The following is a 17,538-nucleotide window of genomic DNA, read 5'->3' on the forward strand; positions in this document are numbered from 1 at the left end:
TTTGAGGTATCCTTTTTTAAAGTAACTCAGGTAAAAATTTTATGTAGTGTATTAGCGCTCAAGAATTTTTAAATACTGAATGCATTCATTATTTCACAGCTTAAACTTCGCCCCACAAAGGACCATTTAATGTCAGTAACTCATAAATCTATAAAAGCTGTAATTTTCACCTTATTCAGTGCTTTTTTAACCACAGGATGTAGATCAAATGAACCGTTCGTGTCATCACAGTGGTTAGCTATCGATAATTTCGAACAAACCTCGTTACAAGGCTGGACTAAAGCAGACACACAAAATGACACGAAACCTTTTATTAAAAACCCACAAGTAACTGAGTTAAGGGAAGAAGCTTCATCATCTAACAATCAGTACATGATAAAAAAACCAGCGAAAGATGGTTTAGTCGGAAACCGTAAAGCCTTAACCTATAAAGCTTTGCCAGCCACGGTTAATGTTGGTGAAATCTACACTTTCTATACACGTATTAATGTTGAATACTTCCCCAATAACCATGCCTTTGGTATTAGTAACCAAGACCCAAAAAGTATTGAAAAACTAGGTTATGATGCTTTTGAGCCAACCCTTCGTGTTACAGATAAAGCAGAATCAAGTGGTTTGAAAAACGATGGTGCCCTAATGGTTAAGGTTGATAACGGTTATAGCAATGTACAAAACTTTGCAAAACATCGTTCAGCTAAGCCATTAGAAGTAGGGCGTTGGTATGATATTTGGTATGTGGTAAATAATAATACGCTGACTCAAGGTGGGCAAAATTATGATGTTTACGTTAAAGGCGGTGAGTTCGATGAACAAACGTTAGTTTTTAAAAACGCACAGTTTAGAAAGAAACGTGAATTACCATTAATTTACTTCTTAGCAAATTCTAATACGGGTTCTCATAAAAAACCTTACGGTAACGGCGGTTTAAAATATGATGATTTATATATGGTAAAAGGTGTTAATTTAACCACACCACTCTAGTGGCCACATTTTTATCACAGTGAGGAGGCAAACTGTAGCCCTTTAGGTTTGAAGCGTTTATTAAGCGAGTCAGGTTAATCTCGATTTAATAGGTTGTTCACATTTTGTATGAAATAAATCGGGATAGAGTCAGGTCTTACCTAATGCAGACACTGGTGAACCTAGTTAACACATAACATTATATGGTGAATGCTAAAAAATCCTTCTGGCTCTTTGCACACAATTCGATTATATCGAGTGTTGAGTACAAAGAAGCTCGCTTTACAACGTTGGCCTAACTATCCAAGTTAATCCATCACAGTTAGCACAATTTTGCCGACATGTTGTTTTTCCTGGAATACTTTCTGTGCTGTGTATATGTCTTTTAAAGGAAACGTTAGTGCAACAACAGGGATGATTTTTTTCTGTTCAATACAGTTGATCAAATTTTGAAATACTCCTGGCTCAAGCACGGTACAACCATAAAAACTTAAATCTTTTAAATACAGTGTTCTCACATCTAACTCAACCAAAGCGCCACCAATTGCACCAGACACAGCGTATCGGCCTTTTGATTTTAATACTTCCAAAAACTGTGGCCATTGAATACCAGCAACAAGGTCAATGACTACGTCAACGCTATTCTCACCGAGTATTTCAACTAAATTATCGTCTCTGAAAACGACTTCATCAGCACCTAAATTCATAAGTTGATGTTTTTTTGCAGGGCTGGTCACGGCAATAACATGTGCCCCCCGAGCTTTGGCTAATTGAATTGCCGCAGAGCCTACACCACCTGACCCACCAGTGATTAATACTTTGTCTTTATTGGTAACTTTTGTACGAGTAAGCATATTTTCTGCTGTCGAATAGGAGCATGGAAAGGTAGCAAGCTCAATGTCAGACAATTCGCTTTTTATAGGATATGCATGACAAGCTGAAACAACGGTGAATTCTGCGAATCCGCCATCACATTCAGAACCAAAGTACCAAGGCGGGTCAAGCTCCTGACCGTTAGCCACCCGTAAACAGGGTTCAATCAATACTCGCTCGCCGATACGCTCCTTATTTACACCATCGCCGACCGAAACAACAATGCCACAAACATCCGCCCCTTGAACACGTGGAAAAACCAGTGCATTACCCGACCAACTTGCGTCTTTACCGTTATTATCACTTTTTGAATACCACGCAGTTCTCGTGTTAATGTCAGTATTGTTAACGCCTGCGGCTGCGACACGTATTAGGACTTCGTTATGGCTTGGTATTGGCACTGAAATATCATCACGATACTGAAGCATTTCAGCACCGCCATGACCTGTTAGCTGAACACCTTTCATAGTTTCTGGTATTTTAAACATGGCTTTGTGCACTCCATAGTTGCTTGATAATTTTTTGCGCGGATGTTACCGATGCTTTCCCCATTATGGGCCAAACACTTGATACACTTTCATGAAGTAAAAAAAGCTCTGTCGACAGATCTTCTCTCTGGCTCAATTGCTTTAACAGGTCATGAACTTCTTCTTTATGCCGTCGAACAGTCTCTTTCATACCTATATCTTCAGGAAAAGCAGCAATGGCGTTTAGAGACAAACAACCGTTAGGTGCAAACTCAGCCATCCATTGATTAAGTTTCTCAAAAATGTGCAGAACACTATCAATACCTGTTGAGTGTGATTCGCTCAACAAGAATGCAATATATTTTTTATGACGATATTCCAAAGCTGCAATGATCATCGCTTCTTTGGATGGATAGTGTTTGTAAAGCGTTCGCAAGCTAACGTTGCAAGCGGATTTTAATTGGGCGACACTTGGTTGCGCAAAGCCATATTTGCTAAAAGCTTCTTCTAGGTTAGCTGCAATTTTTTCTCTAAGCATATTAATTACTCGGTGTAGAGTGTTCATTCTACCACCAGGGTAGAGCAAGCATTCTACCCTGTCAAAAAATAGCTCATCTTTATGGGATTTTAGGTTGAAATTAGCTGCTTATATTAAGTAACAGTCATGATAAACATAAGAAATTGTGTCGTAACTTAATCAATGGCCGCGAAGTGTCTATATTAACTTCCTCTTAATATGAAAATAGAGAAAGTATGATGATTAGCGATCTTAAGTAGGTTTATTGTCACAGTGAACAATAAATTTGAATCAGGATACGTTTCTGGGCATAAGGACTTTTCTAAAAATCTAATGTTTTGCGGTGATAATCCACCGTTATCATTACGCGTCAGTAATTATAATAATCAAACCCGATTAATCTTGCCGAGACTGGCTCCGGAGTCAGCCAAGTATTTCGCTCATCAACACTTTAAATCAAAGCCGCAGTTATTTAACAATGCAGACATCATATTTCTTATTAGGCATACTTACTTTAATGAACAATAAATCACACCGACCATGTTGTATGCTAACTTCAATAATAAAGTAAGTCGTTTACTCGACAAACTATCGAAATAGGATAAAAGTTACGCTGATAAGTTAAAAATTAGATGAAGTGTTTTTCGATATTAAAAGGAAAAAGGAAAAATGAATAATGAATAAGCAACTATCGATAACGATCGTTATAGCTTTGTTACTTAATACTGCAAGCACATTAGCGAACTCAACAACCCTGACAGCTAAGCAGTTGGCAAAAAAAGCCATCATTGTTGATACACACATTGATGCACCTAGCAAGTTACTTGCTGAGTGGGGTGATCTTGGCTCTACTTCACCTAGTCGTGAATTTGATTACCCTAGTGCTTATTCAGGCGGCCTTAATGTAGCTTTTATGTCAATTTACACTTCAGCTAGTGATGATCAGCAAGGCAAAGCAAAACAAATTGCCCATACACAGATTGATAGTATTGAAGCATTAATTGCACGTCATCCTAATAAATTTGGACTTTTAAGTTCACCAAAAGATATCGAACGTTTAAAAACAGAAAACCGTGTTTTGTTAGCACTTGGTATGGAGAATGGCGCTCCAATTGAGGATGACATTAATCAAGTGGGTAAATTTTTTAAACGTGGGGTCCGTTATATTACATTAGCTCACAGCGCTAGCAATCGAATTAGCGATTCTTCTTATGATCCCAGACGTCAATGGAACGGATTAAGCCCTTTTGGTAAGAAGGTTGTGAGTGAAATGAACCGGCTAGGGATGATAGTAGACGTGTCGCATTTATCCGATAAAGCTGTAAAAGATGTGCTGTTATTGAGCAAAGTACCGGTAATTGCGAGCCACTCTGCTTTTAGACATTTCACTCCCGGATTTGAACGCAATATTAGTGATGAACTTGCACGGGCTATTGCGGCTAAGGGTGGGGTGATACAAATATCCTTTGGCATACCTTTTATTAATCGAAAATCAGCAGATGACCTTCAAGCTTTTTTCAAAGAAAAAGCGGCAATAGCCAAGCAAAACCAAGCAGCTATTGTTTCAGGCACAGAATTAATAGATGAACAATCGTTTGATAAAAATTGGTGGGATAAACATCCTATGCCAGTGACACCCATTGATGCTGTGCTTAATCAATTTGACTATGCTATAAAACTTGTAGGCATTGATCATGTTGGTATTGGTTCAGATTTTGATGGCGTACAAGGAGCACTACCAGAAGGCCTAAAATCTGTTGCCGATTACCCTAATTTAATTGTAGGCTTACAAACCCGTGGTTATAGCGATGAACAAATAACTAAACTTCTAGGAGGAAATTTCTTACGAGTTTGGACTGAGATTGAATCTGGAGCTGAAAAAAGTTAGCTTTGTTAAAAATTCACATGGAGCGGGATACATGACAACAAAAGCCGATTGAATTTCAGCGTGACTGGCTCCTTCGCCATCATAACTGCCGATAATCTTAGCATTGTTAACGGCCACGTAGGCTACAGAACTACCAAGTATGGAATTTTTTAAATTAATAATAAGGACATTTATGAAATATAGTTTATTAACCATTTGTATATTAGTGCTAAGCGCTTGTGGGGGCGGTAGCAATAAAAAAACGCCTGACAGCAATGGCTTGCCAGATGATACAACGAGCTTTACCTTACAAAACATCAGGTTTGATGCAAAAGATTTTTATGAAGGAGAGCAGATTACGGTTACAGAAGGTACTAGCTTTGAAGTTCAGTGGGTATCACCCACCTCAGCACCCTACAGAATAGGTTTGTATTTATCGACTAACGGTGAAATACATTCTGACATAAATAATATAGTAGAGCTTAAATGTGGTAGCGCTTCTTTCTCACTTTGCCCTAACGCAACAGGTGAAGTTCAATGTGAAATTGATGACAACAAGCTATCTTGCTCTGTCGGAAGTGATTTTGTAGGTAGTGAGGGCTTTCAGGATAAAGACCTATTAAACTTAAGGTTTATCATAAGAGGTTGTGATGCCCTTAATAGCTGTGATGTAAAAACGTTTAATTTGTCGGTACAGAGTAATCTAGGCGATTAACAATAGCTTTATAGTTACAAAAATATTTGTTGGAAATTAACGCTTATTAAAGGTTTTACCCAAGCTTGCTATGAACTCACAGCTTAAAGCAGGCGTACAAGAGGTATGTTGTTATATGCAGTTTAAGCTTCTATCTTACTTCAGGACGATAAAGCACTTAACTCATACCTACTTTACGTACCTGTGAATACCTGTGGGGTCAGGTTCGTTGAAATGTCAGCAATGTTGTTTACCTCATTAGCGTCTGATATTTTGAATTCACTTAAGTCTTATTTGTCGGTTCACTTGTCGTTAGATAATCCTAAGCTAATGTCTCCGTATCAAAGTGATCGTTAGGCAGGTTGATTTTTATTCGTAAATTTAGACCGCTTTGTGGCAATAGTTAGCGTGCATAGTAATAATCGTTACGACCGCATTGTCGGATAAAACGACAAAAATCATTCGGTCGGTTTGAAGCTCAAAGCCGTCGGTGGTATTTAGTACCTGAACGCTAACATTTGCCACACTGCGGTCAAGCATAACCCTAAAAATGATATAAATTACATGTCAGCTTTGAGATTCTAAAACTGACAACAGTAATGATTTCATGTTTTTGTAGCATATTGAAAGACAAGGTCATAATCATTGATAAATTTAATGCCCCTTAAAACAGACCTAACACCAAAACAGTATCTAATTGATTTTACTTTTAATCAGTGGATTCTTGAGTTCAAAACTTATTCTGTCAGCTAGATGTAGGCGGCTATATAAATGACCGAAGTGTTGGTCAAACATAGCCTTTAAAGTGCCATTTTTAATGATCAGTTCCAGCCCTGTATTTAGGTGTTTCGCGAGTTCAGGATTGTTGGGATTTACATAAAAAACTACAGGAAAGTTATAACGGAGCATTAATGTCGGCGCTATAGTTAAATCCAATTTTTCCAAATCAGCTTGTTGATATACTTGTTCAATTTCATTGGCTCCCAGAGCTAAATAATCAAAGTCATTATTCACTAAATGTTGAAAAATAGTTTCAAAATTACCGATCTCAACAGTGTTATATTGATTTGCTTTAAATAAAGTAACATCTGCCCAGCCAGTAGGAATTCCTGAACGCATTTTTTTCATCTCATCGGTCTGCTTTATTGCATCAAAACGTGCTGAATCTGTTTTGCGGATGATCAATAATCGCTGACCAAGCAAGCCCTGCATTATGGGTTTAGCTATTAAAATTTTGTTTTCTGCATTGAGTTTTGGGTTGCCTTGTACCGTGGCAAAAACATCAAATAATTGCTTGCTAAAAACGCTTGCTTCTTCACTAATTGATAGATTACGTTCATCGATATCAATACTTGTCTTCACTCCTGCAGCGCTGAGGGCAGCTTGCAGTACTTGTTGTTCGTAAAGTTGTCTTGAGGGCGTTTTATTGCCGTTCCAGAATGATACTTGATGAGCCTGCGCCGTCAGGGGGGCCAAGAGTGTAAGACAAATCAGATAATGACGAGTCAAACAAAATAAATTTTTCAAAGGCAAACCTCTCAACAATGGATGGAAAAATTAAGGCGAGTCAAGGTTGATTTGAACAATGCCCAATGCAGATTAATCTCTTATATTATAATAAATTATTTTGCTTTCTAAAGACAACATATAAGCTTTAACTTTTAAACTTAGGCAAACCTGACGATTTCTTATTTTTTCTTTTTCAGTCGGGGAGTTTTATCAAGAATACATGTTTAAAAATGACTGTTTTCTTACCAAAGCTCAAGCTTTAAGAACCTCTGCTTGACAGTAAATTTCCGGTACATTCTATTTTTATTTCTATTTCTTGTTTGCGCACTTCGAAGTCATGCCGTTAAAATATTTTGAACGGCGGCAATGTTGGCTTACTCGTCTATCAATATAAAATAAGGTTAACGTCTTTTAAATACCAAAAGTACCTCAACATGTAATCGTTCCTAACGACCGCCGTGACGGATAAAACGATAAAAATCATTAGGTCAGTTTGAAGCTTATAGCTGCCGATGATCTTTCATTGTAAACGCTAACTTTTACCACAAACCAGAATTACCACTTACGAATCAGGCTAAATTATAAGTAATTTTTGCTTCATAAAATCGATAAACACACGGTTTTTATTTGGTAGGTATTTACTTTGCACATACTGTAAACAAATATCGCCTTGGTAGCTCCCTTTTAGCTGCCAATCTTCCAATAATGGAATGAGTTTCCCCGTTTCAATGCCTTGTTGCGCGATATAATCTGGTAAAGCACCAACACCAAAACCCTGTTCAATAGCATCTCGGCGCATCTCACTGTGATTAATTAGATATGACCCTGAAACTTGTACGGTAGTTTGTTGATTTTTATTACTAAATTTCCAACGACCATCAGCCATATTTTCACCTAAGCATATGCATGCTAAATTTTTTAAATCATCGGGGTGTAATGGTAGGGTGTGTTTGGATAGAAAATCAGGGCTAGCACACACCACATTTTCAACATGTCCAAGTTTGACGTTTACCAAGGCTTCAATGGGGTTGTCATTAATATGAATCAAAAAATCTACACCGTCATGGATAGGATCTAAAATACGGTCGGATACCTTCAAATGCAGCTGAATGTCTGGGTAGCATTTCAAAAACTCAACAAAGAGTGGTCTTAATACTTTATTGGCTAGTGATTTTGGTGCTGCTACTCTCAATAATCCACTAACTGTCGATGTTGCAGAGTGGCTAGCATTAACAGCTTGATCAGCAGATTCTACCATTTGCTTACAATAATTAAATGTTATTGTCCCTGACTCCGTTAATGCCAGTTGCCGTGTAGTTCGCTGTAATAATTTGATGCCTAATGCATCTTCCAATCGGCCAATTTGACGACTTACTGCTGAAGGTGTAACTCCAAGCTTTTTTGCCGCCTTACTAAAATTTCCCTGCTCAACCACAGTGACAAAAATCGCCATATCAGATAATAAAGGGATTAATTTATTTGTGTCCATGAGGCACAAGTCCTTTGTCAGTTAAGTGTATTGTTTAAATTAACTCATATATTAACATAGTTGCGTTGTAATAAATGAGTTGCTCCGAGCATACTTAAAATTGTAAGAGGAAAATATGGAATTTTTAATAAATACTTATATGGCAGAAATTATAGCAGTGAGCACAATTGCTATTTTTATGGCTATATTACCAGGTGCTGATTTTGTCATGGTGACGCGCACGAGCATCTACAATGGCCGTTTTTCAGGCTTATATATGAGTTTAGGTATGTGTTTATCTGTTTGTATTCACGCTAGCTATTCTATTGCTGGATTAGCCGTAGTGGTAGCAAATTCTCCATGGTTATTTTCAGCAATAAAATATTTAGGTGCGGCTTATCTTATTTATATTTCTTGGCAGTTATTAACAACACGTGAGAGTTTAAATAAAGACAAAGGCAACCCTACGACTCAAATGTCACCTTTTATGGCATTACGTTTAGGCTTTACTTGCAATTTATTAAACCCCAAAACAGCTATTTTCTTCTTAAGTATTTTTACGCAAGTTGTGTCGATAGATACGCCGTTAATTATGCAAGTAAGTTATGGCCTGATCATAATGTTGGCACATTTTGTTTGGTACAGTGGTGTGGTTTTATTGTTATCACACCCCAGCATATTGCCTCGTTTCAATCGGCAAAAACAAAAAATTGATAAAGTAGCAGGATTTGTATTGATGCTAATTGCTATAAAGCTAAGTTTAGTTAGTTATGTTTAAGTAAAAAATGGCTTCGTTTTAATGTCGGATAAAACGACGAATATAATTAGGCTGGATTGAAGCTCATTGCTGCCTATGTGAGTCAACCTCCGTACGCTAATTGTCTCATTATTGACGGTTTTCAAATGTATCAAAGGCTGTTGTAACAAAAAACTAAATAGTAGGTTACTTGCCAATAGTCATTCTCTGTAAAGTTCAACCTATCTACAAGTTAACTTTTAGGTTTCTAGTTTTAAAATTAAACTAGGGTGGCGTTGGTTGGTAATTAACTCAATAGAGCATATGAATGACCTGGTCAACTAAATTCAGACACCCTAGTTAAGTTCGCTAAGCTACCTTTTTCAGTTCTCTTTCTTTACACTCAAATTCATTGGGGTTTTGATAACCAAGATATGAGTGCATTCTTTTGCTGTTGTACCACATCGCGATGTAGTTCAGCACATCTTGTTGAGCTGCATAACGTGTTCGATAGTTACGCCAATGCACGCGTTCTTGTTTTAAACTACCAAAGAAGCTCTCTGCTACCGCATTATCCCAGCAGCAACCTTTCTTACTCATACTACCAACAAAGCCATGTAACTTGAGTATTCGTCTATATTGATGACTCGCATATTGAACACCTTGATCTGAATGTACTATCAGTCCAGCCTTTGCTTTTCGTTGCCACATTGCCATGGTGAGAGCATCACAAACAAGTTGAGCTTTCATTCTTGAACCCATGCTCCAACCGACAACTTTACGAGAGTATAGGTCGATTACTATCGCCAAATATAGCCAGCCTTCTGAAGTCCATATGTAGGTAATATCTTGCACCCACGCTTGGTTAGGTTGTTGCACATCAAAGTCTTGCTCAAGTTCGTTCGCGTAAACGGGCTTGTTGTGTTCGCTGTTTGTCGTTGCTTTATATTTTTTCTTGTAACGTACCCAAACGTTTGCTTCTTTCATTAATTGCGCTGTTTTTCTACGGCTAACTGGGAAGCTGAGTGCATTCAACGCTTTCTGAATACGTCTTTCGCCATAAGTATTATCGCTAAATTTTGCAATATCTTTCACCCATTTCAGCATCTCTTGATGGGTTGTATCAATGGGTCTTTGAGCCTTTCTTTTCTGATAACTATAATAATTGTTACTTTTTATACCCAGTACTCGACACATCAGTATCACAGGCCAGATCTTCTTATGTTGGGTAACAAACGAGTATTTTACTTCGTTTCTTTTGCAAAGAAGACCGTCGCTTTTTTTAATATCTCACGCTCCATTTCTAGGCGCTTTACTTGAGCTTTAAGTTTACGGATTTCATCTTGCTCTGGCGTTAGCTTTCCATTTCCTCTAAAAGCATGACCATCATCATTTTCAGCTTCTTTGATCCATCGACCAAGCACTTGGGCACTGACGTCTAAATTTCTAGCGGCTTCTGCTACAGCGTAGTTTTGATCTCTAACGAGTGCAATTGCATCTAGTTTGAATTCTTTTGAATAAGTTTTACGGTTTTTCATTTGTATCTCCAGTTAAGTCTATTATGTCTTAACTGGGGTAGTCGTATCAATTAGACCACGTCAGAACTAACTAAAAGAATCATGAATTAGTCTAATAAATTAGGTATATTGAGAGTTTGTAATTATAATTTATTTTTCACTTCTCACCGAAGTTTGGGTTGAAAAAGTGAAAGTTAGCATGCTACTGGTTGGTATTTTAGTGGTATTAGATATGCACTATATTTAGTGATAACTTTCCATTTAGTCATGCTATTAATACCCACAGATAATGCCAAAATTGATAAATCATTTAAAACAGGAGTTGTATGAAATACACCTTATTTCTTCTTATTTATTTCACTGCATTTATATCGTATAGCGATGAAAAAATTGAAGTTATTTATTATAAATCTCACAATCCACCATTTCAGTTTGATAATAACGAACGTGAAACTGGTTTTATAACTCATATAATCAATTCATTATCGAACGTAGATGTTTTGTTTAAGCCAAAGAATTTATCATTTAATCGTATGATAAAGGAGATGAGTACTAGTAAAGAACATTGGATAAGTTATGGATCTGATTCATGGGTTGGGGCTCAATCTACTTCCTTGTCTGAAATATCAGTATGGAAAGTTAAGCATGTATTTTTTACATTAAAATCAAATGATTTTGATGGTATGCGAAGTTTATTTGATCAAACCTTAGTGTTAATTGATGGCTTTGATTATCCAGGATTAGATTCTTATATTAACAAAGGTTTAATTAAAAAAGTTATACGCGTTAAATCACCAGAGTCAGCTATTTTATCAGTTTTGGAAGGAGATGCTGATGTTTATCCAGAGATGCGAGTCAGAATTCAATATTTTTTAAACAAAATGCAGGTCAATAAAAACGACGTAACCCTACATGATAAAATCAATATTATCCCAGAATATGAAATAAAACTTTGCTTCTCTAAACACTTTCCTCAATCGTTAAAAGCTGACATAGAAATAAAACTAAGAAACATGAAACGCTTAAATGAGTTTGAAAATATTATGAAAAACCTAATAGAATAAATTAAGTTGCTATAGTAAATTCTACTAGCAACAATAAAATCAATTACTTAATCTATTAACTCTATACTTCCTAACGTGCAACGTGAATTTTCCTATCAAATTGTAGTGTTCGATAAGTCACCATTATGTAGTTTTACAGAACAGGTTTGGCGTTCTAGCTTAATAGTGAATGACCGTTATGGCTTAGTTGTCTATCAAGATGAAATATGGTCAACGACTTTAGCATACCCAAAGCAGCTTAAAGTGTGATTTCACCCTATGACAATAATGTCGGATAAATGACAAAGATGATTAGGTCGGATTGAGCGTGTAGAAGTATTAGCAAACTAAAAACACATTAATTCAATTAAAAAATTTATATAGTGCATTGCTCATACAAGGCTTTAATAAGTGCACGTTACCCTAGAAACTCCCTTAACTAACCCATACTAACCTGTAGGTGAATCAGCACCTTAAATTATGCTTATATATAGGTGTAACAGTGTCTTAAACTATGTTGGCTGTAATTTACGGGTCAATTTCAAATATAAAAATTCTCAACCTGCCTCGAATTCTCAACTTAAGTGGCACTCGCCACATTTGACTAGCGCCACTTAAATCGAGAATCTGAGGCACGTGGCACTCATAATAATCAATAACTTAAATAATATGAAAAACAGCGGAGTGCCACTTAAGTTGAGAATTATCTCTATTAGTGGCACTTATTTCGAGAATTATTTTGTGCGAATATTATACACTTTTTGTCGGTTTGATATTAGGTGTATAACAAATGTTCTCAGTGTTATTCATCCAGCCGAACTTGATCACATAACATATATTATTAGAATTCAATCTGCAAACATTCCTAATATTTTTGCGTGTGACTATTTCTATTTCTTTGAATATAAATAGGTGGTTGAAAGGGGTGTTATTGGACAGTAATAATTAATTGAATAAAAAGGAGTGGATTATTTGATATATCGCAATGTACAGTACTTCTAATTAAGTACAAAGTGACGTGGTCTAATTGATACGACTACCCCAGTTAAGACATAATAGACTTAACTGGAGATACAGTAAGCGCACAATTAAGCAGTGCGCTTAGCTATAATCGAAGTCTAGATGCACATTCCATGGCATTAGATCGGTAAAATCATCATCGTCACTTTGACGTGCGGGCAATGTTTTGAATAAATGCTGGAAGTAATAATATGGATTGATGTCATTGGCCCTGCACGTCATGACAATACTATAAAGTATCGCACTTGCTTGTGCACCATTGACTGATTTTGAGAATAACCAGTTTTTTCTACCTGTTGTAAACGGCCGAATATCTCGTTCAGTGATATTATTATCAATCCCTAAATGACCATCTTCAACGTACCTAATCAGTTTATGCCACTGGTTGAGATTGTATTTTATTGCTTTGCCAATATAACTCCCCGCGATCACTTTATCACTGGCTTCATCAAGCCATGCTTTGAATTGTGTTAAAATCGGCAGGGCTTTTTCTTGTCGTAATTGATACCGTGCTTGTGGTGATAACTTTTTGTTCTTCGCTTGAGTTTCTATTTTATATAATTGACTGATAAAGCTGATCGCTTTATGCGCACGGCCTTTATTTTTCGACTCTGCTTTTAAGGCTTCATCATATTTACGTCTAGCGTGCGCCCAACATCCCACAGGAATAACGCCTTCAATACCGTCATAAACACTGTAACCATCGCATTGTAAATATCCTTGATAATCTCTGAGGAACGCTTCTGCGCAAGCACGACTACGACCCGCTTGATAGTCGTAAATAACCACTGGCTGTTTACTGACTTCATTACTGCGATAAACCCACATTTGTGAATTGCTACTTGGATTATCACCTTCATCAAGGACTTGTACACGCGTTTCATCCGCACATAAACTATGCTCACCAAGTAAGTGGCGCTGCATTGCTTTGACTAATGGCTTAATGAGTACGCCGACCTTAATGCACCAGTTGGCTAGGGTTCCTCTGGATATTTTTAAACCGCCGCGCTCAAAGATATCAACTAAACGATACAGCGGCAGTGCATCACAGTATTTAGCAGTAACTACTGCGGCTAAGGCCTCAGGACTCGCGATACTACCAGGAATAGGTTGAGCTGGTTTAGGCGCAGTTATTATTTTACAGCTTAGCTCTTCATGCTCACAGTGCCTGCAAGCGTATTTAAATTGTTTATGTTTTATCACACTGATTTTGGCGGGGATAATTTTCACTTGTTCGCTATCTTCACTGCCACAGTGATGCATTTGTTCACCGCAACACGTACAAGCTAACTCGGTTAAGGTGTGCTCAACGTCTTCTCGCTCAAAGTGTTTAGCTAGCGATTGTTTACCTTTTTTATGATGTTTGGGAGGCTCACTCGTTTTATGCTGCTCGGCTTCGTTGAAGGTACCTCGGGGGGCTTTTTCACTTTTTCGACCGTACTTTTGTGATTTGCTTAGCTTTAATTCGGCGAGTAGATGGTCAATACGCGTTTGCATTTCAACTTTATCTTCTTGCCATACCGCCTTATCTTTTTTCAAGGCATCAATCTGTACTTGCATCTGGGCAAGTTGATTTTGTAAGGTGAGGAGTTGTGTGTCATCTGTCATTTTTATAGCATGACACACTGGCAAGATCGTACAAGAGGGTAACAATGATCGTAATGGATTACATCACAGACAAGCCTGATAATGTGGGATGTCGAGTCTGGCTCGTCACCGCCAAACCGGATAATAACCATTGAAGTTGGCGCTGTTCAATGCTCATTGCAGCACATGCTTCGCCGTATTTTGGCCATTGAAATCGTCCTTGCTCTAAACGACGATAATAAAGCCAAAAACCATTAGTATCCCAAAATAATATTTTTAATTTATCGCGCTGTTTATTACAAAAAACAAACCAAGCTTGACTCAAAGGATCGAGTAATAAGGTTTCGCTGACTATAATGCTAAGACCATTGATTGATTTTCTCATGTCAGTGAAGCCGGTAACCAAATAAACTTGGCTTGGGGAATGCATTACAGCGCACTCAATAGTTGCGTTAAGGCTTGATGGCTTAAGGTCGACTCAAAATCTACTTGGTAGCCACTGGGCGTGGAGAGTTTAATCATGGAAGGTTGTGTCAAAGACTGCTCATGAATAACAAAGGGGATCACCTGTTGCGGTTCAATTGGTTGGGTTTTATCAGAAAGGCGTTTACGCCAACCATAGAAGGTAGACACGTTAATATTGTTGTCGCGACAAAATTGAATGATAGTTAAATCACTATCTTGCTGCTGTTCAAAGATGTTTTGCCAGTGTTTTATTTTTTGTTGATTATTCATAATGACCTCATGTTAATTTGCTAAGATAATTATGCGCAGACTGGATTAATATTAGTATGTGGGGCTAATTACGCGCTTACGAGATACAAATGAAAAACCGTAAAACTTATTCAAAAGAATTCAAACTAGATGCAATTGCACTCGTTAGAGATCAAAACTACGCTGTAGCAGAAGCCGCTAGAAATTTAGACGTCAGTGCCCAAGTGCTTGGTCGATGGATCAAAGAAGCTGAAAATGATGATGGTCATGCTTTTAGAGGAAATGGAAAGCTAACGCCAGAGCAAGATGAAATCCGTAAACTTAAAGCTCAAGTAAAGCGCCTAGAAATGGAGCGTGAGATATTAAAAAAAGCGACGGTCTTCTTTGCAAAAGAAACGAAGTAAAATACTCGTTTGTTACCCAACATAAGAAGATCTGGCCTGTGATACTGATGTGTCGAGTACTGGGTATAAAAAGTAACAATTATTATAGTTATCAGAAAAGAAAGGCTCAAAGACCCATTGATACAACCCATCAAGAGATGCTGAAATGGGTGAAAGATATTGCAAAATTTAGCGATAATACTTATGGCGAAAGACGTATTCAGAAAGCGTTGAATGCACTCAGCTTCCCAGTTAGCCGTAGAAAAACAGCGCAATTAATGAAAGAAGCAAACGTTTGGGTACGTTACAAGAAAAAATATAAAGCAACGACAAACAGCGAACACAACAAGCCCGTTTACGCGAACGAACTTGAGCAAGACTTTGATGTGCAACAACCTAACCAAGCGTGGGTGCAAGATATTACCTACATATGGACTTCAGAAGGCTGGCTATATTTGGCGATAGTAATCGACCTATACTCTCGTAAAGTTGTCGGTTGGAGCATGGGTTCAAGAATGAAAGCTCAACTTGTTTGTGATGCTCTCACCATGGCAATGTGGCAACGAAAAGCAAAGGCTGGACTGATAGTACATTCAGATCAAGGTGTTCAATATGCGAGTCATCAATATAGACGAATACTCAAGTTACATGGCTTTGTTGGTAGTATGAGTAAGAAAGGTTGCTGCTGGGATAATGCGGTAGCAGAGAGCTTCTTTGGTAGTTTAAAACAAGAACGCGTGCATTGGCGTAACTATCGAACACGTTATGCAGCTCAACAAGATGTGCTGAACTACATCGCGATGTGGTACAACAGCAAAAGAATGCACTCATATCTTGGTTATCAAAACCCCAATGAATTTGAGTGTAAAGAAAGAGAACTGAAAAAGGTAGCTTAGCGAACTTAACTAGGGTGTCTGAATTTAGTTGACCAGGTCATCCCCTTAATTCTTCATTACAATTAAGGTCCGCAATACAACATTAAGCTGACTGTAAATAATTCTGACATTTGAAATTGTTAATGTCTTCTAAGCGCACAAAGTTAGCATTAATAATTTGATGATGAACGACCGCTTTGGTGGCATTGTTGACTGTCATTATGAAGGTAGCTCAATGCTTAATGAACACTAAAAATAGCTCAGAAAACTATTGATGCTAACGTCCGCAATCGTATCTTAATGATCCATTGCTGGGGTGATTCAGAAGGGTCTATAATGACCGCTTTGAGATATTAGTAGAAGGAAGTGTCCATTCTTCCTGATTTTTTTATAGTTTAGATATCTATAGACTCAGATAATTCAAGGGCATCATCGACCTCAATACCAAGATAACGTACAGTGCTTTCCAGTTTTGTATGACCAAGTAATATTTGGACAGCACGTAAATTTTTAGTTTTTTTATAGATCAAAGATGCTTTGGTTCTTCTCATCGAATGAGTACCATACGATGTAATGTCTAGACCAATACTTGCAACCCATGTTTTGACAATCCTTGCGTATTGACGGGTTGTTAGATGGCATCCCTTTTTCATCCGACTACCAAACAAATAATCATTAGAACGAAGAGATTTTAATGTGATCCACTCTTTAAGTGACTCTTGGGTCTTTTTAGTTATTTCAAATCGAACAGGAGTACCTGTTTTTTGTTGGATCAATATTGCTCTAGATTGAATACTTTTCCCATGAGCGATATCCATGACTTTAAGTTTAATAAAATCACACGCTCGTAATTTACAATCTAATGCTAAATTGAACATAGTGAGTTCGCGAAGGTTATTTGCTAAATCAAGTCTTGTTCTTATAGACCATACCTCCTCAAGCTTAAGAGGAAGTTTTTGACCAACTAATTTACCTTTATTCCAGCTAGGTTTTGGGGTGTAAGGAATGATGTTATACATAATAGTGCTCCTTTGGTTAAAGAAGCTATAAGTATGGCTCAACGATTTTGGTAATTTGGAACTATCTGGTTGAGATAGAAAGGTTAGCTAAAACCCAAAGCAGACGACTTAACTTGTCAACAATCAGGCCACCTAGTGGTCACTAAGATACGTTAGCGGACGTTAGCCTAGGCTTATCTATCGATGAATAATCTAACGTAAAACAGCCATGCGTTAGATAATAGAATTGCTCTAAATTTCATCAGAAATCTATAAAGTCAAAAATTCTAATTTGATTAGAAAACACCAA

The 17,538-nt window shown here is 37.4% G+C and carries 15 protein-coding genes; 6 read left to right on the forward strand and 9 right to left on the reverse strand.

Annotated elements, in window-relative coordinates:
• Window positions 1-129: 129 nt before the first annotated feature.
• Complete coding sequence (locus B5D82_RS14995; protein WP_081152651.1) at window positions 130-981, forward strand: hypothetical protein; 852 nt, start codon at window positions 130-132, stop codon at window positions 979-981.
• Window positions 982-1,268: 287 nt separating this feature from the next.
• Here B5D82_RS14995 and B5D82_RS15000 read toward each other — a convergent pair whose 3' ends face one another.
• A complete protein-coding gene (locus B5D82_RS15000) occupies window positions 1,269-2,321 on the reverse strand; it encodes an alcohol dehydrogenase family protein (RefSeq protein ID WP_081152653.1) in 1,053 nt (350 codons plus the stop codon).
• Window positions 2,314-2,838 carry a TetR/AcrR family transcriptional regulator gene (locus B5D82_RS15005; protein ID WP_081154535.1) on the reverse strand — a complete coding sequence of 175 codons (525 nt, stop codon included), beginning with the start codon at window positions 2,836-2,838 and terminating at the stop codon, window positions 2,314-2,316. Before B5D82_RS15005 ends, B5D82_RS15000 begins: the two co-directional genes overlap by 8 nt.
• Before the next feature lie 655 nt (window positions 2,839-3,493).
• On the opposite strand from B5D82_RS15005, the gene B5D82_RS15010 reads away from it, so the two are divergent.
• Complete coding sequence (locus B5D82_RS15010) at window positions 3,494-4,705, forward strand: dipeptidase (protein ID WP_081152655.1); 1,212 nt, start codon at window positions 3,494-3,496, stop codon at window positions 4,703-4,705.
• Between the two features lie 172 nt (window positions 4,706-4,877).
• Complete coding sequence (locus B5D82_RS15015; RefSeq protein WP_081152657.1) at window positions 4,878-5,399, forward strand: hypothetical protein; 522 nt, start codon at window positions 4,878-4,880, stop codon at window positions 5,397-5,399.
• Window positions 5,400-6,071: 672 nt separating this feature from the next.
• Here the strand turns inward: B5D82_RS15015 and B5D82_RS15020 are convergent.
• Window positions 6,072-6,905: a substrate-binding periplasmic protein gene (locus B5D82_RS15020; protein ID WP_081152658.1), complete on the reverse strand. Its 834-nt coding sequence runs from the start codon at window positions 6,903-6,905 to the stop codon at window positions 6,072-6,074.
• A 556-nt stretch (window positions 6,906-7,461) separates the two neighbouring features.
• On the reverse strand, window positions 7,462-8,376 hold the full coding sequence (locus tag B5D82_RS15025; RefSeq protein ID WP_081152660.1) for a LysR family transcriptional regulator: 915 nt from the start codon (window positions 8,374-8,376) through the stop codon (window positions 7,462-7,464).
• A gap of 115 nt (window positions 8,377-8,491) precedes the next feature.
• Between B5D82_RS15025 and B5D82_RS15030 the strand changes: the two genes are divergently transcribed.
• Entirely contained in the window at window positions 8,492-9,133 is a 642-nt protein-coding gene (locus B5D82_RS15030; protein ID WP_081152662.1) for a LysE family translocator, read from the forward strand.
• 327 nt (window positions 9,134-9,460) lie between these two features.
• Here the strand turns inward: B5D82_RS15030 and B5D82_RS15035 are convergent.
• Window positions 9,461-10,629, reverse strand: a protein-coding gene (locus B5D82_RS15035; protein WP_094122814.1) for an IS3 family transposase whose coding sequence is annotated in 2 segments (ribosomal slippage) — window positions 9,461-10,380 and window positions 10,380-10,629 — 1,170 coding nt in all. Because the reading frame shifts where the segments join, the coding sequence is not laid out codon by codon here.
• Between the two features lie 305 nt (window positions 10,630-10,934).
• Between B5D82_RS15035 and B5D82_RS15040 the strand changes: the two genes are divergently transcribed.
• A complete protein-coding gene (locus tag B5D82_RS15040) occupies window positions 10,935-11,672 on the forward strand; it encodes a type 2 periplasmic-binding domain-containing protein (RefSeq protein WP_081152664.1) in 738 nt (245 codons plus the stop codon).
• A 1,080-nt stretch (window positions 11,673-12,752) separates the two neighbouring features.
• On the opposite strand, the gene tnpC is transcribed toward B5D82_RS15040, so the two are convergent.
• The 3 genes from tnpC to tnpA are packed head-to-tail and all read right to left on the reverse strand — an operon-like array spanning window position 12,753 to window position 14,993.
• A complete protein-coding gene (gene tnpC, locus B5D82_RS15045; RefSeq protein WP_172820608.1) occupies window positions 12,753-14,279 on the reverse strand; it encodes an IS66 family transposase in 1,527 nt (508 codons plus the stop codon).
• 58 nt (window positions 14,280-14,337) lie between these two features.
• Window positions 14,338-14,688, reverse strand: coding sequence for an IS66 family insertion sequence element accessory protein TnpB (tnpB, locus tag B5D82_RS15050; RefSeq protein ID WP_157673808.1), 351 nt, complete (start codon window positions 14,686-14,688; stop codon window positions 14,338-14,340).
• Window positions 14,688-14,993, reverse strand: a complete 306-nt coding sequence (gene tnpA, locus B5D82_RS15055) for an IS66 family insertion sequence element accessory protein TnpA (RefSeq protein ID WP_081148179.1) — start codon at window positions 14,991-14,993, stop codon at window positions 14,688-14,690. Before tnpA ends, tnpB begins: the two co-directional genes overlap by 1 nt.
• Window positions 14,994-15,082: 89 nt before the next feature.
• Between tnpA and B5D82_RS15060 the strand changes: the two genes are divergently transcribed.
• Window positions 15,083-16,251, forward strand: a protein-coding gene (locus tag B5D82_RS15060) for an IS3 family transposase (RefSeq protein ID WP_094122814.1) whose coding sequence is annotated in 2 segments (ribosomal slippage) — window positions 15,083-15,332 and window positions 15,332-16,251 — 1,170 coding nt in all. Because the reading frame shifts where the segments join, the coding sequence is not laid out codon by codon here.
• A gap of 374 nt (window positions 16,252-16,625) precedes the next feature.
• Here the strand turns inward: B5D82_RS15060 and B5D82_RS15065 are convergent.
• On the reverse strand, window positions 16,626-17,249 hold the full coding sequence (locus B5D82_RS15065; RefSeq protein WP_081152666.1) for a tyrosine-type recombinase/integrase: 624 nt from the start codon (window positions 17,247-17,249) through the stop codon (window positions 16,626-16,628).
• Window positions 17,250-17,538 lie beyond the last annotated feature (289 nt).

It is taken from the genome of Cognaticolwellia beringensis (genome assembly GCF_002076895.1).
GTDB lineage: Bacteria > Pseudomonadota > Gammaproteobacteria > Enterobacterales > Alteromonadaceae > Cognaticolwellia > Cognaticolwellia beringensis.